Genomic DNA, 23,447 nt, shown 5'->3' with positions numbered 1-23,447 from the left:
ACGGCAGCGATGGACAAGATCATCATCCGTGGCGGCAAGCGCCTTTCGGGAACGGTGCCGGTTTCGGGCGCCAAGAATTCGGCCCTCACGCTGCTGCCTTGCGCGCTGCTGACCGATGAGCCGGTGACGCTGCGCAACCTGCCGCGCCTGGCCGACATCGACGGTTTCCAGCACCTGATGAACCAGTTCGGGGTTTCCACCTCGATCGCAGGCGCGCGGCCCGAGGATTTCGGCCGGGTCATGACGCTGCAGGCGACGCGGCTGACCTCGTCGGTCGCGCCCTACGATCTGGTGCGCAAGATGCGCGCGTCGATCCTCGTACTCGGGCCGATGCTGGCGCGCGCGGGCGAGGCGACGGTTTCGCTGCCCGGCGGCTGCGCCATCGGCAACCGTCCGATCGACCTTCACCTCAAGGCGCTGGAAGCGCTGGGCGCGACGATCGAACTGGCCGCCGGTTACGTGCGCGCAATCGCGCCGGATGGCGGCCTGCCGGGTGGGCGCTATTCGTTCCCCGTCGTCTCTGTCGGCGCAACCGAGAATGCGCTGATGACCGCCGTGCTGTGCAAGGGCAAGTCCACCCTGCACAACGCCGCGCGCGAGCCGGAAATCGTCGACCTGTGCAATCTGCTGGTGGCGATGGGTGCGCAGATCGAGGGCATCGGCACGTCGGACCTGACGATCCATGGCGTCGACCGCCTGCACGGCGCGACCTACATGGTCATGCCCGACCGCATCGAGGCCGGGTCCTATGCCTGTGCCGCCGCGATCACCGGCGGAGATGTCATGCTCCAGGGCGCGCGGATCGAGGACATGGAAGCGACCGTGCAGGCGCTGCGTGATGCCGGCGTTCATGTCGAGCCGCGCAAGGGCGGCATTTACGTGGCTGCCGATGGGCCGCTGAAGCCGGTAACGCTGTCGACCGCGCCTTATCCCGGCTTTGCCACCGACATGCAGGCACAGCTGATGGCCATGCTGTGCCTTGCCAAGGGGTCTTCGGTGCTGACCGAGACGATCTTCGAGAACCGCTACATGCACGTGCCGGAACTGAACCGCATGGGCGCGCGGATCGAGACCAAGGGCCGCACCGCCGTGGTCCATGGCGTCGACAAGCTGACCGGGGCTGAAGTCATGGCGACCGACTTGCGCGCTTCGATGAGCCTGGTGATTGCCGGCCTTGCCGCCGAGGGCGAAACCCAAGTGCATCGCCTCTATCACCTCGACCGAGGGTATGAGCGGCTTGAGGAGAAGCTATCGCTGCTGGGTGCCGAGATCGATCGCGTCGGGGGCGACTGACGAGCGGGATCAGTCCAGCCGCACCTTGCCGCGTCCAGCCTTTACGGCGCTCCTGATCTTCTTGCCCGCCAGCCGCTCGGTCTTGCCGACGCGGTTGAGGCGGGACTTGGCGCGCTTGGTCGGCAGGTTGCACGCCTCACGCAGCAGCTCTGACAGCCGCTTCCTCGCATCCTCGCGGTTCTGCTCCTGCGTGCGATAGCTGCGCGCGGTCAGGACGATCTCCCCCTTCGCCGTCATCTTGCTGCCGGCGAGGGTCTTGAGGCGGTGGAAGATCTCTGGCGGCAGCCGCAGCATGAAAACGTCGAGCCGCAACTGTACCGCGGTCGCCACCTTGTTGACGTTCTGCCCGCCGGGGCCAGCCGAGGCGATGAAGCTCTCCTCGACCAGCGTCAGCGCATGGGCGACGAGAGCATCGGGCGACATGTCAGGCCCCGATGTCCGGAAGATCAGTGTCCGGTTGCTCAGGAGCAGGCAGTTCGAACCCGAACGCCGCAAAATCTAGCGGCATTGGCGAATAGGCGTCGATCGGCGGCTTGCCGTCGCGCTTCACCACCAATTCCGAGGCGTGCAGCATGGTGCGCCAGGCAAGCTTGCCATCGCCGTAGATCGGATCGCCGACCAGTGCGTGGCCAAGCCCGGCGAGGGCGTGGATGCGGATCTGGTGGGTGCGGCCGGTCTCGGGGCGGAATTCCACCAGCGTCAAGCCGGGCTTGCGCGACAGCACTTTCCAGTGCGTGACGGCTGGCTTGCCCTTCTTCGCCGGGATCATGCGCCAGCCCTTCTCGGCCGAGCTGATCTTGGACAGGGCGAGTTCGATCGTGCCGCTTTCGCCCTGCACTTCGCCGGCGACAATGCCGAGATAGACTTTCTCTACCTCGCGCGCCTCGAATGCGGCGGAAAAGCGCTTCAGCGCCTTCGGATTGCGGGCGAGCAGCAGGCAGCCGGAGGTGTCCTGATCGAGCCGGTGAACCGGCTGCGGCTCGCGCTGGAAGCCGAAGCGCAAGGCGTCGAGATGGTTCTCGAGACTGTCGCCACCAGCGCGGGGCGGGTCGAGCGGCAGGCCCGCAGGCTTGTCGATCACCAGCGCTTCGCCGTCTTCGAACAGGATGGAAAAGTCGATCACGCTACCGCCTTTGCTATACGCCGCAGCGCTTCTTCGAGTTTTGCTTCGTCCGCCGCGAAGCTGATGCGGAAGCCGTCCTTGCCGCCGAAGGCCGAGGCAGGGACAACCGCCACGCCGCTTTCAAGCAGGTGGAGGCACAGCGCCTCGTCATCCCCGAACCGTGCCATCAGTGGCGCGGCATCGACCATGCAGTAGAACGCGCCGTCGGGGATCGGGGTCGAGAGGCCGGGGATCGCGTTGATTGCGGCACAGACCATGTCACGCCGCGCGCGGAAGCGTTCGCGCCAGTCGGTCAGGAATTCCTGCGGTCCTTCGAACGCGGCGACGGCAGCGGCCTGCGAGATTGACGCGGGGTTGCCCGAGGAGTGCGACTGCAGCCGCCCCATCGCGCCGATCAGCCAGGCGGGGCCTGCCGATACGCCGATGCGGAAGCCGGTCATGGCGTGGCTCTTGGACACGCCGGAAACCGTCAGGATACGGTCGGCAAGGTCCGGGCTTTCCACTGCGAGCGTGGCGTGAAGGCCCTCGCCATAGCGGAGTGGTGCGTAGATGTCGTCGCTCATCACCAGCACCCGCGGATGGCGGCGCAGCACTTCGCCCAGCGCGCGCAACTCCTCGGCAGGATAGGTCGCGCCGGTGGGGTTGCCGGGGCTGTTGAGCAGCAGCCAGCGGGTGGCAGGGGTGATCGCGGCTTCTAGTTGCTCGGTCGTGATGCGGAAGCCGCCCGCAGCATCGGTCGGCAGGTCCACGACTTCGGCGCCTGCAAAGCGCACGATTTCGGGGTAGCTGACCCACCATGGCGAGGGGATCAGCACTTCGTCGCCCGGATCGAGCGTGGCAAGCAGCGCGTGGAAGATCGCCTGCTTGCCGCCCGCGCTGACGATCACCTGCGAAGGCGGCACCTCGATGCCGAGGTCGCGCTTGAAGTGCAGCGCGGCCGCTTCGCGCAAGCGCTGGGTGCCGACGACGGCGGTGTACTTGGTGTCCCCTGCGTCGAGCGCGTCCTTCGCGGCCTGCACGACGTGGGCGGGCGTGGCGAAGTCGGGTTCGCCTACCGAGAGCGAGATCACGTCGCGGCCTTCGGCGCGAAGCTGGATGGCGCGATCGGTGATGGCGGTGGTCTGCGATGGCGCGATCCGCGCGAGGGCTTTTGATAGCTGCGTCATGGGTTTCAGGAGCCGAGCAGGCGCGCCGGGATCAGTCCGCGCAGGGCGTTGCCGACAAGGAAGCCGTCTGCGAGGTCATCCAGCGTCAGGTCGGCCTCTTCAGCGCGTCCGGCCTCGATCAACGAGCGGCGCAGCACGCCCGGCAGCAGGCCGAGATCGGCGCGCGGGGTGAGCAGCTTGCCATCGCGTTCGACGAACAGGTTGGTGAAGGTGCCTTCGGTGATCAGGCCATCGTCGCGCAGGAACAGCGCCTCGCCAGCGCCAGCCTTCTTTGCGGCGGCAAGGCCGGCTTCGTAGAAGGCGCGGTCGGTGGTCTTGTGGCGCAGGCGCCAGTCGCCGTCTGAGACTGGCAGGGGCAGCACTGCGCAGGTCAGGCTTTCGAGCGGCGCGGGCATGGGCGAAGCGTCAAGCGCATGGGCGCCGCCCTTCGAGGCGACGAGCCGCACTTTCGCGGGCGCATCAAGATCGAAGCACAGCGCGTGGATCGCGTTGCGCACGGCGTGGCGATCGAAGCTGAAGCCGAGCGCCAGCGCGCTCGCCTTCATGCGTTCGAGGTGCAGTTCGAGCAGTTCGATGCCCTTGGCGGGATCGAAGGCCATCGTTTCGATCAGGTCGGCATGGCCGGCAGACAAGCGCAAGAAATTCCCCTTCACCACGCATTCGCGCCATTCGCCGATCATCGCGGAATCGGCAACCACGGCCGACCCCACCCCCATCACGGCGCGACCGTCCGGCGAGAGGCGCACCGTGCGGATTGCCACATTGAAGGCCGCATCGCCAGAGGGGTCTATGCGTCCGATCGAACCGCAGTAGAGCCCCCGAGCATCGCGCTCTGCCTGGTGGATGATCTCCATCGCGCGGATCTTGGGCGCGCCGGTGATCGAGCCGCAGGGGAAGATCGCGCGGAGCAGGCTGCGGACGTCCTGTCCGGAATCCAACTCCGCCCTAACTGTCGTGACCATCTGGTGAACTGTCGGGTATGTCTCGATGGCAAACGGGGACTCGACGCGCACCGAACCGGGGCGTGACACGCGCGCCAGGTCGTTGCGCATCAGGTCGACGATCATCAGATTCTCGGCGCGGTCCTTCACGCTGGCGGAAAGGTCCGCCTTGAACCGTGCATCCTCTTCCGGAGTGCTCCCGCGCGGAGCGGTGCCCTTCATCGGCCGCACCCGTGCCTCGCCGTTCGCAAGCTTGAAGAACAGTTCGGGTGAGAACGAGAGGTGCCAGTGCGATCCGTCCCAGATCACCCCGCCGTAGCCCGCGCGGGCATCGCGGCGGACGTCGGCATAGATCGCCAGCGGGTCGCCGTCCCATGTACCGGCAAGCGGAAAAGTGAGGTTGGCCTGATAGATGTCGCCCGCGCGGATGGCTTCCTGCACGAGATCGAAGGCCTTGGCGTAGCCGCCTGATGAGATTGCCGCGCCCATCGGGCCGAGCCTGCCCGAGCCCGTGGCGGTGGTGGCAAGCCAGCGTTCGACTTCGGCGCTGGCCATGCGCGTGACCTTGCCGAAGCGGGCGAACCAGACCAGCGGGCCTGCCGCACCGGTCCGCTCTGCCGCCAGCGGGGCGAGGCGGGGTTCGAGCGCGAGCCCGGCCTCGTAGGCGAGGTAGCCCGCCCAGTCGCCCGGCGTGGCGGCGATTTGTGCCAGCGCCGCTTCGACTTCGTCAGCCCGGCGTGCGACGACGAGTTCCAGCACGTCTTCGTAGAGGCGCGCATCGCTGGCGCCCTCGGTGCGGGCGTCGTCTAGCAGGATGAAGGGGGCGCGGGTCATAGGCTTGGGGGCGCTCTAGCCGTTCACCGCTCCGGATGCAAAAACCCCTCGCAAGGTCGGCACTCGCCGCATAGTCTTGGGCGAAATGGATGGGGTGCTGTGCATGGACGATATCTACCTTGGCCTTGGTTCGAACGGCGAACGGCAGGTGCTGCGCCTTGGCCGCGCCAACCGCCACGGGCTGATCGCGGGGGCGACCGGCACCGGCAAGACGGTGACGCTGCAGAGCATTGCCGAACAGTTCTCCGCGCGCGGCGTACCCGTGTTCATGGCCGACGTGAAAGGCGACCTTGCGGGCATCGCCATGCCCGGCAGCCCGACCTTCAAGCATGCAGCGTCCCTCGAAGCGCGCGCCAAGGAACTGGGCATCGAAGACTATGCCTATTCCGACAATCCGGCGGTGTTCTGGGACCTCTACGGCGAGCGCGGCCACCCGATCCGCACCACGATCTCCGAAATGGGCCCGCTGCTGCTCTCGCGCTTGATGGGCCTGAACGAGACGCAGGAAGGCGTGCTCAACATCGCGTTCCGCTATGCCGATGACAACGGACTGCTGCTGATCGATCTGCCCGATCTGCAATCGGTGCTGGTCGCCTGTGCCGAGAACGCCAGCGCGCTTGCCACGCGTTACGGCAATGTCTCCAAAGCCAGCGTCGGCACGATCCAGCGGCAGTTGCTCGCGTTCGAAAGCCAGGGCGCGGACCGCTTCTTCGGCGAACCCGCGTTCGAGGTGAACGATTTCCTCAAGGTGGACGAGCAGGGGCGCGGCATGGTCAACGTGCTCGCCGCCGACAAGCTGATGCAGAGCCCCAAGCTCTACGCCACGTTCCTGCTGTGGCTGCTGTCCGAACTGTTCGAGGCGCTGCCCGAAGTGGGCGATCCGGAAAAGCCGTGCCTGGTGTTCTTCTTCGACGAGGCGCACCTGCTGTTCGACGATGCCCCGCAGGCGCTGATGGAGAAGGTGGAGCAGGTGGTGCGCCTGATCCGTTCGAAGGGCGTGGGCGTCTATTTCGTTACGCAGAACCCGATCGACATTCCCGAGAAGATCGCAGGCCAGCTCGGCAACCGCGTGCAGCATGCGCTGCGCGCGTTCACCCCGCGCGACCAGAAGGCGATCCGCGCGGCGGCCGAGACCTTCCGCATCAACAAGGACCTCGATGTCGAGACGGTCATCACCGAGTTGAAAGTCGGCGAAGCGCTGGTCTCGACGCTGAACGAGGACGGCTCGCCCTCGATCGTCCAGCGCACCCTGATCGCCCCGCCCCGCTCGCGCCTCGGGCCGCTGACTCCGAAGGAGCGCGCGGTGATCCAGTCGGTCAGCCCGTTCGACGGCAAGTACGACACGGCGGTGAACCGCGAATCCGCCGCCGAAGTGCTGGCGCAGAAGGCGGCTGACGCGGCGGCGGCGGCGCAGCAGGTGGAAGAGCAGGGCGAAGAGGCACAACGCGCCTCGCCCCGCCGGACCACGACGATGTGGGAGAAGGCTGGCAAGGCGGCGGCGGGCGCGGTCGCCTCATCCGCAGGCGCAGTGATCGCCGCCAGCATCACCGGCAAGAAATCCCGCGCGGCACCGGTGGCCTCGGGGGTGACCGCAATGGTCGGCTCGATCGCCACGTCGATCGGCGGCGAGGCCCTGGGCCGTTTCGCGCGGGGGATTCTGGGCGGGCTGTTGCGTTAGAGCTTGGGCTGCTTGGGTAATCCTGTATTGGCGGAAGACGTCAGTTATCCGCCATTTTCGCTGAAGAGCGGACTTTCGGGACGCGACGCCATTGCGGACATCTCACTCTTCATGCTTTTCTGGCGAGGATGATGAAGTCAGTCGCCGCCTATCTCGTTAACCGACGAGTTCTGATCGCGCCAGTGGTCCGCACAACGAGCGGCGTTGGCTTGGAGATCAACCCGCAAAATCTTGGCTCAAGCCCTGATCACAAGGAAGTTGAAGCCGGATTGGCTACTGCCTTCGCTCGATCTGAGTGGATGGTCCCGCACCCAGCGCAGAGCGAATGGAAGGGATTCTTTGACCCTTTTCTGAAGGCAGCTGGCGTTCGGAGCTTAAAGGCGTTCATGGCAACGGCACAGCTGTTGAACGTCGAAGAGAAAGATGGCGAGTGGATTGTCACTCCCCACCGCAATCTCGGAGCGAAAGAGGGCTTTGAGCCAATACTACAGGATCAACAAAGGCTTCCCGATTTGAGTGCGGTGGCACACGAATTGCTCAAGCTAGAGCAATAGGTCTGAAGTCCGAAATCCACCCCAAACCCGTCATATAAGCAGCCTAAACCCAACCCTAAAACCCGCCGTCACCCCAGGCTTGACCCGGGGTCCCGCTATTGGGTCACACTCACCCCACGATCACATCGTAAAGGTCGAGCCAGTCAGGATTGACTCGTTCGATCAGGTCGAACTTGAACGCCCTGCGCCAGCGCTTCAGGCGCTTCTCGTGTGCGATGCAGTCTTCGATGCGGTTGCCGCGCTCGGCCCAGACCAGTCGTTTTAGACCATAGCGGGCGCAGAAGTCCGAACCCCTGTCGTTGCGGTGCTGGTGGAATCAGGCCGCAAGGTGCGAGGTTACGCCAACGTACATCGCGCCTCGGTAACGGACAGCCATGATGTAGACCCAGCCGCCGAGCCTTTCCCTGTCCATGGTGTGAGGAGAAAGAAAGCGGGACCCCGGGTCAAGCCCGGGGTGACGGTGATGGTGCGGTTATGGAGGCGGGTGTCATGGCCCGCCCCTTGCTAACGTGTGGGCCTCATCCGCTCACCCTGAGCCTGTCGAAGGGTGCTGGCGCGGTGGTTGCGCAGGATGCTTCGACAAGCTCAGCATGAGTGGGGTCAGGTTTGGCCCTTACTTACCCTTCCCGTTCTGCCAGTCGGTCAGCCCCTTGACGAACAGCGGGCGCGTCCGGGCTTTCTCCGTCAGGACGCCGATCACGCGGTCCACCGGGCGCGAGGCTTCGGCGGGCACGGTGGCCTTGAACGCCTTGAGCTTCTCGATCATCGCCGGATCGTTCGACTGCGAGCCGAGACCTGCGATGAACGTCACGCGGCTCTGCGCGTCGACCAGCGATTCGATCTTCTCGCGGTTGGCGAGAGCGAAGTCGTAGGTCTCGTCCGGGTGCAGGCCTGCCGAGGCGACGATCATCGCGGCGCTGGTGGTCTTGCCCGGCGCATCGGTCAGAGCAAGCTCACGCGCGGCCTTGGCCAGCGCGGCATCGGCGGGGCGGCCCAGCAGGGTGTAGAGGAACTGGCGTTCCACCGCGCTGTTGCTGGCCGCGGCCATGCCCTTGATCGCCTCCCAATCAGCCTTCGTCGCGTTGCGGGCGACGATGTTGAGCCAAGTCGTCTTGAGCGGACCGTCGAGTGCCTTGGGGTTGCTGGCGAGCATGGCGAAGCGGCGGCGCGCTTCGGCCACGACGTCGGCATCGCCCATCGTGCCGAAGCCCGCGATCAGCGTCGAGCGCAGGTCTGAATCGCGCAACGGCTCACCGGCCTTCGGCTCGAAGCCCAGCGCCATGAGGCGCGGCTTGTAGGTGCTGGCGACCTTGCCATAGAGTTTCTTCTGCGCGGCAGGGTCCTTGTCGAGCACGCGCCACGCGCCGACGAAATCGCCGAAAGCATTGGCGAGGACGACCGGATTGGCATTGCCGGGGATCGCCGCCAGCAGATCGAACGCCGGACCATAGGGCTGGTAGCCGCTCGACGAGAGCGCGAGGTTGTCGGCAATCAGGCCCATCTGGTCCACCGGCTGCAGCGTCGGCATGGCCTTCTTCAGCGATTCGAGCATCTTGGGGCTGTAGAGCGAGCGGTAGTAGCCGAGCTGGCCAGCGTTGATCACGATTGGGCCGCAGCCATTGACCGTGACGGTCGCCTTTCCGCCATCAAGGATCGTGCGCACCGGCTCACCGGCGCCCGCCGAGACGATCAGCGGCACCTTCCACTGCTGCGGCTTGGCGGCAACCTCGTCCTTGCGGTCAACGCTGAATTCGCTCTGTTCGAGGTTCAGCGTGGCCACGCCCTTCTTGCAGGTCATGCCCGTGACCTTGACCAGCGGGATGCCGGGCTTTGTGGTGAAATCGGTGGCGATGGCGGTGAGGCCGGGGGCGCCAGCCTTTTCGATCGCCTGCCACAGGTCCTTCGAGCGGGTGTTGCCGAACTTGTGATCGCGCATGTAGGCGCGCAACCCGTCGCGCCAGACGTTCTCGCCCGCGAACGCCTCGAGCATCGAGATGACCGCTTCACCCTTCTGGTAGGTGATCGCGTCGAAGGCCTGGTTGGTCTCGTCGACGGTCTTGATCTCCTGCACGATCGGGTGCGTGGTCTTGAAGCCATCGAGCCCCATCGCCGCATCGCGCCCGTTCACGCGCTCGAGCAGCGGGAACCAGTCGGGGTGGAAATGGGCGGTGGCCTTGGTTTCCATCCAGCTGGCGAAGCCCTCGTTCAGCCAGAGGTCTTCCCACCAGGCCATGGTCACGAGGTTGCCGAACCACTGGTGCGCCACTTCGTGCGCCTGCGTGGTGACGATGTTCTGGCGCGCGGCGGCGCTAGTGATGGCGGGATCGTTGAGCAGGATGCGCTCGAACGTCAGGATCGCGCCCCAGTTCTCCATGGCCGAGAAGAACTGCGACTGGCCCGGCGCGGCGATGTTGTCGATCTTGGGCAGCGGGTAGGGCTGGCCGAAGTATTCCGAATAGTAGGGGATCAGCGGGGCGAGTTCATCCAATGCAAAGCGCGCCTGCTCGCCGCTGCCCTTGGGCGCGACTATCCCGGCCTGGACGCCGGGCATGGCTTCCTTGGTCATCCGCTCCCAGTCGCCCAGGCCGAAGAACAGGAGGTAGGACGACATCTTCGGGCTGGTGCCGAAGGTGACGCGCTTCAGGCCACCCGCGAGCGGCTCTTCTTTCGCAATCGGCATGTTGCTGACGGCCATCTGCGTGGCGGGGACCGTGGCGGAAAGATCGAAGGTCGCCTTGTAGATCGGCTCGTCGAACATCGGGGCGAAGCGGCGGGCGTCGGGCGCTTCGAACTGCGTGAACAGGCCGCGCACCTCCTTGCCGGTCACCTTGTCAGGATAGTCGAGCGCGAAGAGGCCATTGGCCTGCGTGTTGATGATCCCCGAATAGCTGGTGTCGAGCCGGTACTTGCCGGGCGCGAGCGGCGCGGTGGCGGTGAAGGTCGCGGTCTGGCGCTTTTCGTCCATCGTCACGGTGACGGGCATGGCGGCCCCGCCTGCGGGCGTGAGCGTCGCGCTGGTGATCTTGAGGTCCAGCGCGTGGAGCGTCAGCGCGGGGGTCGCTTCGGTGACTTCGAGATCGACCGAGGACGTGCCGGTGAAGGTCAGCGCCTTGGCATCGGGGGTGATCGAGATGGTGTAGTGCGAGGGGTGGGCGACGCGGGGAAGGTCAGTGTGGACGCCCGCTGCAGCCGAAGGATTGAGCGGGGCCTGCGCGGTGGCGGGCACGGCCGCCGTGGCAACGGCAAGGGCGAAAGCGGAAACAAAAGAAATGGTACGCATGCCGATCATGACTCCCCGGCGCAATGAAGATTGGTTGCAGTAGCAACCGGTCGTCGCCTGCGCGACTCCTTTCGACGAACGACAGGTGCGCGCCGACGAATGTCGGTTGACTATCGGGCCGGCGATGAGCGGGCGGTTAACCGAGCGGCAGGCGCATGGTTGCGGTGAGTCCGGCAATGCCGTTATGGCCGCGACGGTTGGCGAGCGTCAGCGTGCCGCCGTGCTGGTCGGCAATCGCGCGGGCGAGCGTGAGGCCGAGCCCGGTGCCGCCGGTGCCGCTGTTGCGCGATGCCTCAAGGCGGGTGAACGGCTCCATCATCCGCGCAATCTCGTGCTCGGGGATGCCCGGGCCATCGTCTTCGATCCGCAGCACGGCCTCGCGGCCTTCGCGGGTGAGCGTGATACGGGCGCGTTCGCCATAGCGCATGGCGTTCGAGACGAGGTTGCGCAAGGCGCGCCGCATCCAGGTGGCGCGTACGGGCAGGACGACGCGGTCGGTGTCGCCCAGTTCCACCGGTTCGCCCATGTCCTCGAACTCGCCGATCACGTCGGCGACGAGGGCGGAGAGTTCGGTCGGTTCCAGCGGGTCCGACGGTCGGCCGACGCGGGCGAGCGAGAGGATATCGTCGAGCGAGCGATTGATGTCCTCGATCGTGGCGGCCATGCGGGCGCGCTCGACATCATCGTCGACCGCCTCGATCCGCACGCGCAGTGCGGCGAGGGGAGTCTTCAAGTCATGCCCGATCGCGCCGAGCATGACGTCCTTCTCATCGAGCATCGCGGCGATGCGGCTTTCCATCGCGTTGTGCGCGACGATCAGGCGCTGAATATCTTCAGGACCCTCCGGCTGGAGCTGGCCATCCAGAGTGCGATTGCCGGCGAAATCCTCGACCCGGCGGGTCAGAGCCTTCAATGGGCGGGCCATGTGCCGGAGGATCAGCGCCATGGTGCCGACCAGCACGAGGTAGAGCACGATTGTCTGACCGACGAGGGGAGCCAGCACGCGCATCTCACCGCCTTCGGTGAAGACACGGGTCGAAGTCCAGCCGCCTGACGGGCTGCGGATCGAGGCAATGACCAGACGGGGCATTGGCTCCTTCGAGACCAGTTCCAGCTTGCGGCGGTTGCGGCTCCAGAATTCGAGGCTGGGACCATCGCGCATGGGATCGCGTTCGAAGACCAGCACTTCGGCGGTCTCCACCCCTTGCGCGTTCAGGACTTCGCTCAGTTCGTGCTCCACGCGTGGCAGGCGCCGCTCGCCGGGGCGATGGAGCGATTGTTGCGAATGTTCGATGCGGAAGGGCGGCGGCGCGCGATCGTCTGAATCTCCACGATGGTGGCGACGTTCCTCAGGGCTGGGGCCGATCAGCCGAAATGCGGCCGAACTGACCATCGACACCTCGCGCCGGTGGTTCTGTTCCTTCCAGAGCAGCACGGCCGAAATGGTCTGCGCCACCAGCAGTGCAAGCGCGATGGCGAGCAGGACCTGGCCCTGAAGGCTGCGCGGCCAGAAGCGGAGGCGCTGCACCGGTGGTCAGCTTTCGTCAGCAGTGGCGGGGCGCTTGCGCACCTCGGCAGCAAGCATGTAGCCGCCGCCCCACACTGTCTGGATCAGTTGCGGATTGCGGCTGTCGACTTCCACCTTGCGGCGCAGGCGCGAGATCTGGTTGTCCACGGCGCGGTCGAACAGATGCGCCTCGCGGCCCTGCACCATGTCGAGCAGGCGATCGCGGTCCAGCACCTGGCGGGGATGATCGAGGAAGGCCATGAGCAGGCGGAACTCGGCCGAGGAAATGGCGACGACTGCGCCTTCGCGGTCGATCAGGCGGCGCTTGAGCGGATCGAGCCGCCAGCCTTCGAATTCGTAGATGACCGCGTCCGAAACCTCGCTCGACTGCTTGGTCGCGCGGCGCAGGACCGAGCGGATGCGCGCGACAAGCTCGCGCGGATCGAACGGCTTCACGACATAATCGTCGGCGCCGATCTCCAGCCCGACGATGCGGTCGGTGGATTCACCCTTGGCGGTGATGAAGATGACGGGCAGGCGCTTGGCCTCGACCAGATGGCGACAGAGCGAGAGGCCGTCTTCGCCCGGCATCATGATGTCGAGCAGCACGAGATCGCAGCCCGCTTCAAGCAGGCGGCTACGGGCTTCGGCGGCAGTGGCGGCCTGGGTCACGACAAACCCCTGCCGGACCAGATAGTCCGCCAGGGGTTCGCGCAGCGCAGGTTCGTCATCGACCAGGAGCAGTCGGATCGGCGCTTCGTTCATCGTAGTTTAGTTAGCCGGAGCGGGCGGCGGAGGTCCATCACCCATTGCGCCCATGTGTCCGCCCATGGGACCGTGATGCGCGCCCTTCATCTTGCCCATCATCGCCTTCATCGAAGCGCGGCGCTCTTCAGGCGTGATCTTGCCGTCCTTGTTGGTGTCCGCCATGTCGAAGTGCCCCTTCACGCCAGCATCGAATTCAGCGCGGGTGACAGTGCCATCCTTGTTGGCATCGGCCATCATCGCCATGTGGCCGCCCATCATCATGCCGCGCATGCCGTGACCGCGGCCACCGCGGTGACCCTTGCGATCACCATCACGACCTTCGGGGCCCTTCATCTGCTGGTGGTGAGCGATGAACTCGGCCTGGCTGATCGAACCGTTCTTGTCGGTGTCGATCCTGGCGAACTGTTCGGCCCACTTGGCGCTCTTGTCAGCCTGGTCGAGCTTTCCGTCCTTGTTGACGTCGAGCTTGGCCCACATGTCATCGGACTTGGCCTTGGCCTCGGTCCAGGTGATGGTCTTGTCGCCATCGGCATCCATCTTCTGCGCAAAGGCAGGCGAGGCGGCGTAGAGCGCGAGCGAGGCCGTGGCCGTCACCGCAGCGGCAGCCGCAATATGGAATTTCTTCATAAGTTCGTTCCCGTCAGGAGAGAGGGAGGAGACTGCGGCCGCCATGCTCAGCAAGGAGAGGGGGAGGGATGCCTTGCTCAGGGGGGACTGAAAGCCGGCGACCGCAGTTCCTGTAGTCCCTATCTAGGCGCAGCTTGTCGCGCGACTATGCCGGGGACGCGGGTTTATTGTCGCAATTTGTCGCGTCTGCACCGGGGCGTTCATCCGCGTGCAATCACGAACCGAACTCCCGCCGTTCAGCCCATCACGAAGGCGTTGAGCTTGTTGCCATCAGGGTCGCGGAAATAGGCGGCATAGAAGCCGCCACCGCGCAGGCCCGGCTGGCCCTCGCACGTGCCGCCATGGGCGAGAGCGATGGCGTGGAGGCGGCCGACCTGCTCCTTGTCATTGGCCTGAAGCGCGACCATCACGCCGTTGCCGACGGTGGCGGGCTGGCCGTCGAACGGCTTCATCGCCGCGATACCGGCAGCACCATCGGGTACGCCCCAAGCGATGCCGGTTTCGAATTCCATCATCCGGCCGACGCCCATCTCCGCCGCGATGGCATCGTAGAAGGCCGCAGCACGGGGCAGGTCATTGGTGCCGACAGTGACATATCCGATCATCGCATTGTTCCTCATCCACGATTCGATAAGGAACAATACGTGAACGTGGGCGGTGTCACAAGGGCGCGCAGGCGGCGTCCAGCCATGCCAGATCATCGCCGGAAAGCTGCGGGGCGAGCACCTTGCGCACCTTGGCGTGATAGGTGTCGAGCCATTCGCGCTCTTCTGCCGAAAGCAGTGCGACTTCGACCAGATCGCGGGCTATCGGCGCGAAGGTCAGCGTCTCGAAGCCGTAGAACTCGCCCTCCGCCCCGGCGATGTCGCGCTTCTCGACCAGCACGAGGTTTTCGATGCGGATGCCGTACTCGCCGGTCTTGTAGTAGCCCGGCTCGTTCGAGAGGATCATGCCGGGCATCAGCGGCTGTCCGGTACCCGCCTGACCGCCGCTGGCCTTGGCGATGCGTTGCGGTCCTTCGTGGACGGCGAGGAAGCTGCCGACGCCGTGGCCGGTGCCGTGGGCGTAATCAAGGCCTGCCATCCACAGGAACTGGCGGGCAAAGCTGTCGAGCTGGCTGCCCGCCGTGCCCTTGGGGAAGACGGCGCGGGCGAGTGCAATGTGGCCCTTGAGTACGCGGGTGAAGCGGTCCTTGACCTCTGCATGCGGTGCATCGGGGCCGACCCAGACGGTGCGGGTAATGTCGGTGGTGCCATCGACGTACTGCCCGCCCGAATCGACGAGGTAGACGCTGTTAGGCTCGAGCGTGCGGCTGGTTTCCTCGCTGACCCGGTAGTGCACGACGGCCCCGTTCGGCCCGGCGCCCGAGATCGTGTCGAATGACAGATCCTTGAGCAGCCCGCCCTCGGCGCGGAAGGCCTGCAGGCGGTCGGCGGCGGAAAGCTCGGTAACGCCGCCCTTGGGCGCTTCGACCTCGATCCAGCGCAGGAAGCGGGCGATGGCCGCACCATCGCGGGCCTGCGCGGCGCGGTGGCCGGCCTGTTCGACCTCGTTCTTGATCGCCTTGGGCAGCACGACCGGGTCGGTCACGGCGACGGCCTCGGCGCCGGCCTGATAGAGCGCATGGAAGATTGCCGCCACCGAGCGTTCGGGATCGACCGCGACCTTGCGCCCTTTCATCTCGCCAAGAGCATGCACAAAGCGTTTGCGCGGGTGGACCCGAACCGCATTGCCGAGATGGGCGATCAATTCAGGCGTGACCTTTTCAGGCGCGATGAACAGGTCCGCCGTGCCATCGGCATTGGCGATGACGAACGACAGCGCGACCGGCGTGTGATCGACGTCGGTGCCACGAATGTTGAGCAGCCATGCCACCGAATCGAGCGCGGTGATCACGGTCGCGTCATAGCCATTGCTGCTGAGCCACTCGGCCACGGCGGCGCGCTTTTCGTGCGCAGATTGTCCGGCGTGTTCGTCGGCGTGGGGCACGGCGATAGCAAGCGATCGTTCCGGTTGATCCTGCCACACGGCGTCGACCGGATTGTGCGCCACCGGAACAAGGGCCGCATCGCGCTTGTCGAGCGCGGCGCAGACGGATTCGACCCAGCCCTCGGAATGCAGCCAGGCATCATAGCCGATCTTCGCCCCTTGCGGAGCATGCTGCCCCAGCCATTGCGCGACGCTGGTCTGCGGAACCGACTGGTACGACCACAGCTTGCCATCGACCTGATCGCGCACCTGCAAGGTGTAGCGCCCGTCGACGAAGATCGCGGCTTCATTTGCCAGCACCACCGCTGCGCCGGCAGAGCCGCCAAAGCCGGTCAGCCATTCCAGCCGCTGGGCATAGGCACCGACATATTCGCTCATGTGCTCGTCGGAGATCGGGATGACGAAGCCGTCCAGCCCGTCCTTGGCAAGCTGCTTGCGCAAGGCGTCGAGGCGGGCTTCGTGTGTCTGCATCAGCATGGGATAAGGTCCTGAATGTGGGCGGCCCGCCTTGCGGGCATCATGCGCGCAACATAGATGCGAGGGATGAGCATTGCCACACCTCCTGTCGCCGCCCGCATCCCGCACAGTTTCTCGCACCACGGGTTGACCGTTTCCGACGATTACGCCTGGCTGCGCGATCCCGGCTATCCAGAGGTGAAGGACAAGGCGATCCTTGAACATCTCAACGCAGAGAACGCCTGGTTCGAAGCCCGCATGGGCGAACGCAAGCCGGTGATCGACGCGCTGTTCAAGGAAATGCGCGCGCGGATCAAGGAGGCAGACAAGTCGGTCCCGCAGAAGGATGGCGATTTCCTCTACTGGATCGAGTTCGAGGAAGGCGCCGAATACAAGAAGTGGTGGCGCCGCCCGGTTGGCGCGCCCGACGATGGCAGCGCGGACGAACTGATTCTCGATGAAGTCGCCCTGGCGGAGGGCAAGGACTACTTCCGCCTTGGCGCGATTGCGGTGTCGAAGGACGGGACGAAGCTCGCCTGGTCGGTGGATGACAACGGCTCTGAACGCTTCACGGCCCGCATCAAGATCATCGCCACCGGCGAGGTCTTGCCCGACGAGATCCCCGGCACGCTTTCCGGACTGATCTGGGTGAAGGACGACACCGGCCTTGTCTACAGCCTCGCCAACGAGAACTGGCGGACGGACAATGCGCGCCTGCACTGGATCGGCCAGCCGCTGGAAAACGATGTCGAACTCTATCACGAGGACGACGAGGGCTTCCGCGTCGGCGCGTCACTCTCGGCCAACGAGCAGTGGCTGATCATCTCGACCGGCGACCACGAGACCGGAGAAGTGCGGCTCGTTCCAGCCGACGATCCGCTGGCAACGCCGCTGCTGGTCAAGCCCCGGCAGAAGGGCGTGGAGTACGATGTCGATGAGCGTGACGGCGTGCTCTACATCCACGCCAACGACACCCACGAGAACTTCCGCCTCGCCACCGCGCCGCTCTCGAACCCCGGCGAGTGGACGACGCTGATCGAGGGCACCGACGACTTCTACCTCACCGGCTTCGACCTGTTCCGCAATTTCTACGTGACCGAGGGCCGGGTGCGCGGGCTGGATCGCATCGAGGTACGCTACTACGACGATCCTTCGCGCGTCGAACCGATAGAATTTCCCGAAGCGAGCTACGAGGCCTCGCTGGGCGACAATCCCGAATGGGACATGAGCGTACTGCGGGTGGGCTATGAATCGATGGTCAGCCCGGCCTCGTCCTACGACTACGACGTGGCGACACGCAGCCTGACCCTGCTGAAGGTGCAGGAAATCCCGAGCGGCTATGACGCCTCGCTTTACGAAACGGCGCGGCTGGAAATCGCCGCGCGTGACGGGACGATGGTCCCGGTCAGCGTGGTCTGGCGCAAGGACCGCGCGCCCGGTGGGCCGCTGCACCTCTATGGCTACGGCGCCTATGGCATCGCCATCGGTCCCGGCTTCTCGACCACGCGGCTGAGCCTGGTCGATCGCGGCTTTGCCTATGCCATCGCCCATATCCGCGGCGGCGATGACCTGGGCCGTGCATGGTACAAGGCGGGCAAGCTGGAGGCGCGGACCAACACCTTCAACGACTTTGTGGACGTGGCCAAGGGCCTGGTCGAGCGCGGGTTCACGGCTCCGGGCAAGATCAGCATTTCGGGCGGCTCAGCCGGTGGCGAACTGATGGGCGCGGTGATCAATTCCGATCCCGAGCTGTGGGGCGCGGTCGTCGCCCACGTGCCGTTCGTCGACGTGCTCAACACCATGCTCGACGAGGATCTGCCGCTGACGCCGGGCGAATGGCCGGAATGGGGCAATCCGATCGAGGACAAGGCGGCGTTCGAGCTGATCCACTCGTACTCGCCCTACGATCAGGTCAAGGCGCAGGCCTACCCGCCGTTGATGGTGACCGCCGGTCTCAACGACCCGCGCGTGACCTACTGGGAGCCCGCCAAGTGGGTAGCCCGCTTGCGCGAGGTGAAGACCGACGGCAACGAGCTGATCCTCAAGACCAACATGGGCGCGGGGCACGGCGGCAAGTCGGGCCGGTTCGAAAGCTTGAAGGAAACGGCGGAGGAATTCGCCTTCATCCTGTGGCAGCTGGGGGTGGATGCTTGAGCAATCGCTACGCCCTGACCTTCACCGCTGGCCCCGAGCACATCGACGAACTGGGCCACGTCAACAACGCGGTATGGGTGAACTGGATTCAGGACATTGCCACCGCGCACTGGTCGGCGGTGGCCTCACCTGAGCATCAGGACGCTTACGTCTGGGTCGTGACGCGGCACGAGATCGACTATCGCGGCAACATCGTCGCGGGCGAGAGCGTGACTGCCGAGACCTTCATCCCCGAACCGCCGGCCGGCGCGCGGTTCGACCGGCGCGTCGATTTCCGCAATGCAGCGGGCAAGGTCATCGTCAGCGCCAAGACCACCTGGGCGATCATCGACCGCGCATCAGGCCGCATCCTGCGCGTGCCCAAGGACGTGGCCGCGCCGTTCCTGCCATAGGGTTTCGTCCTGAGGCTTTCCATTCTGCCGGAATGGTTGCAACCATAGACGCCCCGCATGCGTTTGGCCGCAGATGCAAGGGCAGTACGTGGATAGGATGAGTGGCGCAGTCACGCCGTCAGGGCGCTATCGCGACCGCCAGCGCAGCGGGCGTGAGCGGCTGGTGCCGACCGTGCTCGCCGCATTGCTGCATATCGCGGTGCTGTGGGGTGTGATCCACGGTTTCGGTGGTGTTCCCGCCATGACCGATCTCGCCAAGGAGACCTTCACCACAAGCACCTTCGATGTGCCGCTGGAGGAGCCGAAGCCCACGCCGACCACGCCCGAGCCCGCCGGCGCCTCGGGCGAGGAGGGCAAGAAGGCCAAGCCCAAGCCGGTCATCGCCAAGGCCCGCGCGCCTTCGCGGAAGGAAAATGCGCCGCCCGTTGCCTCGACCGGGCAGGACCCGCGCTCGGGCGCAGCCGCCCAGGGGCAAGGCACGGGCGGTGGTGGCGAGGGTACGGGCACCGGCAGCGGCGCCAGTGGCAACGGTTCGGGCGGAGGCCTTGCCCGCAAGGCCGAGAAGATCGCCGGCGATATCCGCTCGACCCGGGACTACCCGGTCAGCAGCCAGCAGGAACGCATTGGCAAGCGCGTGGTTATCCTGCTGACTGTCGGCACGGATGGGCGTGTGTCGTCTTGCCGTGTCTACCGTGCGAGCGGCGTGCCCGAGGCCGACGCGATCACCTGCCGCCTCGCCACCGAGCGGTTCCGCTTCCGGCCTGCGCTTGATGCAGAAGGAAATCCGGTCACCTCCAGCTATGGCTGGGAGCAGCGCTGGTTCGAACCATGATATTGCACTGCAACATGACGAGTGATATATCCTAAGTTATACAAACGGTTGGATAGAAGACCTTTTGCGACAGCCTGCGTTACTTTCGCGCTATTTTTGTTGCATCGCAATGCAACCGGATTGCCCGCCCCGCGTTGGTTCATCGACAGTACAGCAACCGCGCCACGCGGTGTGCGACCAGCCTTCGGAAGAACCTGCACGCCATGACTCTGATCGACAATGCGTTTGGCACCGGCGACGCTTCTGCTCCCGGAGTTCTCTCTTTTCTCCGTCGCGGCCAGAAAGCGCCTTGCCGGGTTGCGCTTATCGGCGGCTATGCTCCGCGCAAATGCGGCATCGCCACTTTCACCACCGACATCTACGAACAGCTGCGTGCGCATCATTCGGATATCTCGGTCGATCTTCACGTGATAGACGATGCGCGCTCCCCGCTTGAATATCCCGGTGTGCGCGGGCTGATCCGCTCGGACCAGGCTGAGGACTATCGCGCCGCAGCCCGTCGCATGAACGAGGATGCGGTCGACGCCGTGTGGCTTCAGCATGAATACGGCATCTTCGGTGGCGCTGATGGCGACATGGTGCTTGAACTGGTCGATCGTGTGGCGGCGCCGCTGATCGTCACTCTCCACACTGTGCTTGCCGAGCCATCGGCGCATCAGCGCGAGGTGCTTGAGCATATCCTGCGCCGCGCTTCGCGGGTCATGGTAATGTCGCAGCACTCGATGGGGTTGCTGCAGGACCTTTACCACGTTGCACCAGCGCGCATCGCGGTGATCCCGCACGGTGCGCCCGATCGTCCGTTCGGTCGTGCCGAGACCTACAAGGCGCGCATTGGCCATCAGGGACGGCGCGTGATGATGACGTTCGGCCTGCTGGGGCCCGGCAAGGGCCTTGAAACCGTGATCGAGGCGCTGCCTGCGGTGGTCGAGAACCACCCGGACGTGATCTATCGCATCGTCGGCGCCACCCATCCCAACCTGGTTGTCAGCGAAGGCGAACGCTATCGTGAGAGCCTTGAGGCGCTGGCGCAGGATCTGGGCGTGGCGGCCAACATCGAATGGGACAACCGCTTCCTCGATCTGGATGAACTGCTCGACCAGCTTGAAGCCTGTGACATTTACCTCACGCCCTATCCCAACATGCAGCAGTCCACCTCCGGCACGCTGAGCTACGCGGTGGCGCTGGGCAAGGCGGTGGTCTCCACCCCTTATGTTCATGCACGCGAGCTGCTGGCCGATGGCGTCGGTGTCCTGGTCGAGCCGCGCCAGGCTGACGTGATTGCGGCAGCGGTAAACCGCCTGCTCGATGACCCCCGCGAACTGCATGCCGTGCAGAAGCGCGCTTGGGACAAAGGCCGCGAAACGATCTGGCCCCGCTTTGCCGGGGCTGCCCGCGGCTTGGTGGAGAGCGTCGTCGTCCGACCTGATCGCACCATGCCACTGCTGGCGACGCCGGGATTCTCTGGCGTTGCGGCAATGAGCGACTCCACCGGCATGCTGCAACATTCGATCCTGACGGTCCCCGACCGCCGTCACGGCTACTGCCTCGATGACAACGTGCGCGCGCTGATGCTGATGGGCGTGGCGGATTCCGTGCCGCTGGCAGAGCGCCAGCGCTGGGCCATGGTCTATGCCTCGTTCATCCAGCACGCCTGGAATCCGGAAGAGCGCGCTTTTCGCAACTTCATGAACTTTGACCGCACCTGGTGCGAACCGATCGGTTCTGCCGACAGCAATGGTCGCACGGTCTGGGCGCTGGGCAGGGCGATGAACGATGCGCCGGACGAAGGGCTGCGGCACTGGGCGGCGCAATGGTTCGACATCGCGCTTGCTCCGGTTGGCACGATGGATGCCCCGCGCACGGTTGCGTTCGTGATGCTCGGCTGCATCGAGGCCTTACGCGCCAATCCCGCGCATGGCGAAGCGCTGGCCAGCCTGCGCCACGGTGCCGAATTGCTCGCCAATCTGCTGAACGAAGCACGTCGCCCCGATTGGGCCTGGTTCGAAGCGGTGCTCAGCTATGACAACCCGCGGCTGTCTCAGGCGCTGATCGGCGCAGGGCAGGTTCTTGAGCGCGCCGACTGGATGGAAGCCGGCCTGTCCTCGCTGCGCTTCATCGCGCGCCAGCAGGTCTCGGCGCAGGGGCACTTCCGCCCCGTGGGCTCGGAAACCTTCGGGCGGCCTTACGAGAACATGCCGTTCGATCAGCAGCCACTGGAGGCTTGGGCCGCGGTCGATGCGGCGGCGAGCGCCTATGCCGCGACCGGCGACATCACCTGGCTGCGCCATGCGGAAACCGCATATCGCTGGTTCCTGGGCGGCAACGACCGCGGCGAAGTGCTTGGCGATATCGTGTCGGGCCGCTGCCGCGATGGCGTGACTCCGCAAGGCGTCAACCTCAATTGCGGCGCGGAATCGATCCTGGCGTTCCAGCTTGCGCATTACGCGATGGTGCAAATTGCGCGGCGCCCCGGATCGGCAACTCTGGCTCAGGAACCTATTTCGCCCCCTGCCATTGCCATGAAGATCAACAGCAAGGGTACGCAACAGCTTGCGGGTACTTGAACAAAGGCTTCACGCCGATCCTTCGAGGGTCGTACTTCGTCCATTCCATCTCGGCTGGCAGGGGCCCGGCGGGTCAGGCGCGCGTGCGCGCAAGCTCGTCGACGATGTCGTTTCGCTGAGCAACGATGAGGCAGATGAGGAGTACGCACGCGTGCTCCACGATTTCGAGGAGCGTCACTGGCAGACCGAGCAGCTTTTCGAGGAGCGCTATCGCCAGATGGAGGCGGTCCTAAGATTCGACGGCTCGGAATTGTCGATTCGCCGCAAGCGGCTGATCGGCGCGTACTTCTGCCACGAATATACATATGCCGCTGCGGCGCTGATGAACCCGAGCATCGTGCCGCATCCCGACCAGTCCGGCATGACCGGCGGCGCGGTACGCTTTGTCATGAGCCTGCGAGCAGTGGGCGAAGGGCACATCAGCTCGATCGTTTTCCGCGAAGGCATCGCCCTTCCTGAAGGCGATTTCGAGCTGTGGCCGCAAAGCCATTTTGCGACGGCCTTGCTGCCTGACGACAGCCTGACGGCGTGCCAGGGAGCAGATTGCGCTGTTACCCTGCATCGCCACTCGGAAAGCACGCTGTCCAACAGCGTGATCTTTCCGGTGACCGAGCAGCAACGTGGCGGTCTGGAAGACCTGCGCCTTGTCCGTTTTGACCATGGCGGTGGCGATTACGAATGGATCGGCACTTATACGGCATATTCCGGCGCGGATATCCGGTCCGAATTGCTGCGCACGCGGGATTTCCGCTCTTTCCGGCTTGAACCCATCGTCGGGCGGGCCGGTCGGAACAAGGGCATGGCGCTGTTTCCGCAGAAGGTGGGGGGGCAGTACTGCATGGTCGGCCGGCAGGATGGCAAGAACCTGTTCCTGCTCCGCTCGGACAGTCTCGAGCGCTGGGACGATGATGGCGTGCTGCTGATGGAGCCCGAATTCCCATGGGAATTCGTGCAGATCGGCAATTGCGGCAGCCCGATCCTCACGGACCACGGCTGGCTGTTGCTCACGCACGGCGTGGGTGCGATGCGCAAGTACGCGCTGGGCTGCGCATTGCTTGATCGTGATGACCCTTCGAAAGTCATCGCGCGGTCCAGCAAGCCACTGCTGACGGCTATCGACGCCGATCGTTTCGGGTATGTCCCCAACGTCGTCTATACTTGCGGTGCACTGTTGGTCGAAGACCAGTTGCTGGTGCCCTACGGCATATCCGACAGCGCCGTTGGCTTCGCCACGACTTCGGTTGGCGAGATGCTGGCAAGAATGGATGCAACTCGCTAGAACAGGGCTT

General features: G+C 65.2%; 18 protein-coding genes and 1 pseudogene. 8 read left to right on the top strand and 11 right to left on the bottom strand.

Translation table 11 applies throughout. From position 1 onward, the window contains the following. The first annotated feature begins 9 nt into the window (after positions 1–9). Complete coding sequence (murA, locus tag HGI46_RS03355; RefSeq protein WP_168903069.1) at positions 10–1,293, top strand: UDP-N-acetylglucosamine 1-carboxyvinyltransferase; 1,284 nt, start codon at positions 10–12, stop codon at positions 1,291–1,293. A 9-nt stretch (positions 1,294–1,302) separates the two neighbouring features. Here murA and arfB read toward each other — a convergent pair whose 3' ends face one another. The 4 genes from arfB to pabB are packed head-to-tail and all read right to left on the bottom strand — an operon-like array spanning position 1,303 to position 5,357. Further along, on the bottom strand, positions 1,303–1,716 hold the full coding sequence (gene arfB / locus HGI46_RS03350; protein WP_168903068.1) for an alternative ribosome rescue aminoacyl-tRNA hydrolase ArfB: 414 nt from the start codon (positions 1,714–1,716) through the stop codon (positions 1,303–1,305). A 1-nt stretch (position 1,717) separates the two neighbouring features. Next, complete coding sequence (locus HGI46_RS03345) at positions 1,718–2,416, bottom strand: RNA pseudouridine synthase (RefSeq protein ID WP_168903067.1); 699 nt, start codon at positions 2,414–2,416, stop codon at positions 1,718–1,720. Continuing rightward, positions 2,413–3,582, bottom strand: coding sequence for a pyridoxal phosphate-dependent aminotransferase (locus HGI46_RS03340; RefSeq protein WP_168903066.1), 1,170 nt, complete (start codon positions 3,580–3,582; stop codon positions 2,413–2,415). The genes HGI46_RS03345 and HGI46_RS03340 overlap by 4 nt, the downstream gene beginning before the upstream one ends. Positions 3,583–3,587: 5 nt before the next feature. Continuing rightward, positions 3,588–5,357 carry an aminodeoxychorismate synthase component I gene (gene pabB / locus HGI46_RS03335; protein ID WP_168903065.1) on the bottom strand — a complete coding sequence of 590 codons (1,770 nt, stop codon included), beginning with the start codon at positions 5,355–5,357 and terminating at the stop codon, positions 3,588–3,590. A gap of 103 nt (positions 5,358–5,460) precedes the next feature. Between pabB and HGI46_RS03330 the strand changes: the two genes are divergently transcribed. Together HGI46_RS03330 and HGI46_RS03325 are read left to right on the top strand one after the other, a co-directional pair. Continuing rightward, positions 5,461–7,035, top strand: coding sequence for a helicase HerA-like domain-containing protein (locus tag HGI46_RS03330; protein ID WP_168903064.1), 1,575 nt, complete (start codon positions 5,461–5,463; stop codon positions 7,033–7,035). Positions 7,036–7,163: 128 nt separating this feature from the next. Further along, complete coding sequence (locus HGI46_RS03325; protein ID WP_206065488.1) at positions 7,164–7,589, top strand: hypothetical protein; 426 nt, start codon at positions 7,164–7,166, stop codon at positions 7,587–7,589. 109 nt (positions 7,590–7,698) lie between these two features. Here the strand turns inward: HGI46_RS03325 and HGI46_RS03320 are convergent. The 7 genes and pseudogenes from HGI46_RS03320 to HGI46_RS03290 form a co-directional block, all read right to left on the bottom strand. Then, a pseudogene (locus tag HGI46_RS03320) lies at positions 7,699–8,001 on the bottom strand (GIY-YIG nuclease family protein). Between the two features lie 201 nt (positions 8,002–8,202). Then, positions 8,203–10,869: a M1 family metallopeptidase gene (locus HGI46_RS03315; RefSeq protein ID WP_168903062.1), complete on the bottom strand. Its 2,667-nt coding sequence runs from the start codon at positions 10,867–10,869 to the stop codon at positions 8,203–8,205. A 136-nt stretch (positions 10,870–11,005) separates the two neighbouring features. Next, positions 11,006–12,397, bottom strand: a complete 1,392-nt coding sequence (locus HGI46_RS03310; protein ID WP_168903061.1) for an ATP-binding protein — start codon at positions 12,395–12,397, stop codon at positions 11,006–11,008. A gap of 6 nt (positions 12,398–12,403) precedes the next feature. Next, complete coding sequence (locus tag HGI46_RS03305) at positions 12,404–13,141, bottom strand: response regulator (RefSeq protein WP_118072492.1); 738 nt, start codon at positions 13,139–13,141, stop codon at positions 12,404–12,406. 6 nt (positions 13,142–13,147) lie between these two features. Next, a complete protein-coding gene (locus tag HGI46_RS03300; RefSeq protein ID WP_168903060.1) occupies positions 13,148–13,771 on the bottom strand; it encodes an EF-hand domain-containing protein in 624 nt (207 codons plus the stop codon). 236 nt (positions 13,772–14,007) lie between these two features. Further along, entirely contained in the window at positions 14,008–14,376 is a 369-nt protein-coding gene (locus HGI46_RS03295; RefSeq protein WP_168903059.1) for a VOC family protein, read from the bottom strand. A 55-nt stretch (positions 14,377–14,431) separates the two neighbouring features. Beyond that, positions 14,432–16,231 carry an aminopeptidase P family protein gene (locus tag HGI46_RS03290; RefSeq protein ID WP_168903130.1) on the bottom strand — a complete coding sequence of 600 codons (1,800 nt, stop codon included), beginning with the start codon at positions 16,229–16,231 and terminating at the stop codon, positions 14,432–14,434. Positions 16,232–16,294: 63 nt separating this feature from the next. Here HGI46_RS03290 and HGI46_RS03285 point away from each other — a divergent pair, with 63 nt between their 5' ends. The 5 genes from HGI46_RS03285 to HGI46_RS03265 all read left to right on the top strand — a co-directional run bounded on the left by HGI46_RS03285 (position 16,295) and on the right by HGI46_RS03265 (position 23,437). Further along, positions 16,295–18,370: a S9 family peptidase gene (locus tag HGI46_RS03285; protein WP_168903058.1), complete on the top strand. Its 2,076-nt coding sequence runs from the start codon at positions 16,295–16,297 to the stop codon at positions 18,368–18,370. Further along, positions 18,367–18,762, top strand: a complete 396-nt coding sequence (locus tag HGI46_RS03280) for an acyl-CoA thioesterase (RefSeq protein WP_168903057.1) — start codon at positions 18,367–18,369, stop codon at positions 18,760–18,762. Before HGI46_RS03285 ends, HGI46_RS03280 begins: the two co-directional genes overlap by 4 nt. A gap of 97 nt (positions 18,763–18,859) precedes the next feature. Next, on the top strand, positions 18,860–19,594 hold the full coding sequence (locus tag HGI46_RS03275; RefSeq protein ID WP_168903056.1) for a TonB family protein: 735 nt from the start codon (positions 18,860–18,862) through the stop codon (positions 19,592–19,594). 203 nt (positions 19,595–19,797) lie between these two features. Further along, positions 19,798–22,158 (top strand): glycosyltransferase family 4 protein, encoded by a 2,361-nt coding sequence (locus HGI46_RS03270; protein ID WP_168903055.1) that lies wholly within the window; start codon positions 19,798–19,800, stop codon positions 22,156–22,158. After that, positions 22,145–23,437 (top strand): glycoside hydrolase family 130 protein, encoded by a 1,293-nt coding sequence (locus tag HGI46_RS03265; protein WP_168903054.1) that lies wholly within the window; start codon positions 22,145–22,147, stop codon positions 23,435–23,437. Before HGI46_RS03270 ends, HGI46_RS03265 begins: the two co-directional genes overlap by 14 nt. Positions 23,438–23,447: the final 10 nt, after the last annotated feature.

It is taken from the genome of Novosphingobium sp. ERW19 (genome assembly GCF_012641315.1).
Taxonomy (GTDB): domain Bacteria; phylum Pseudomonadota; class Alphaproteobacteria; order Sphingomonadales; family Sphingomonadaceae; genus Novosphingobium.
This window is presented reverse-complemented; position numbering and strand designations above follow the sequence as displayed.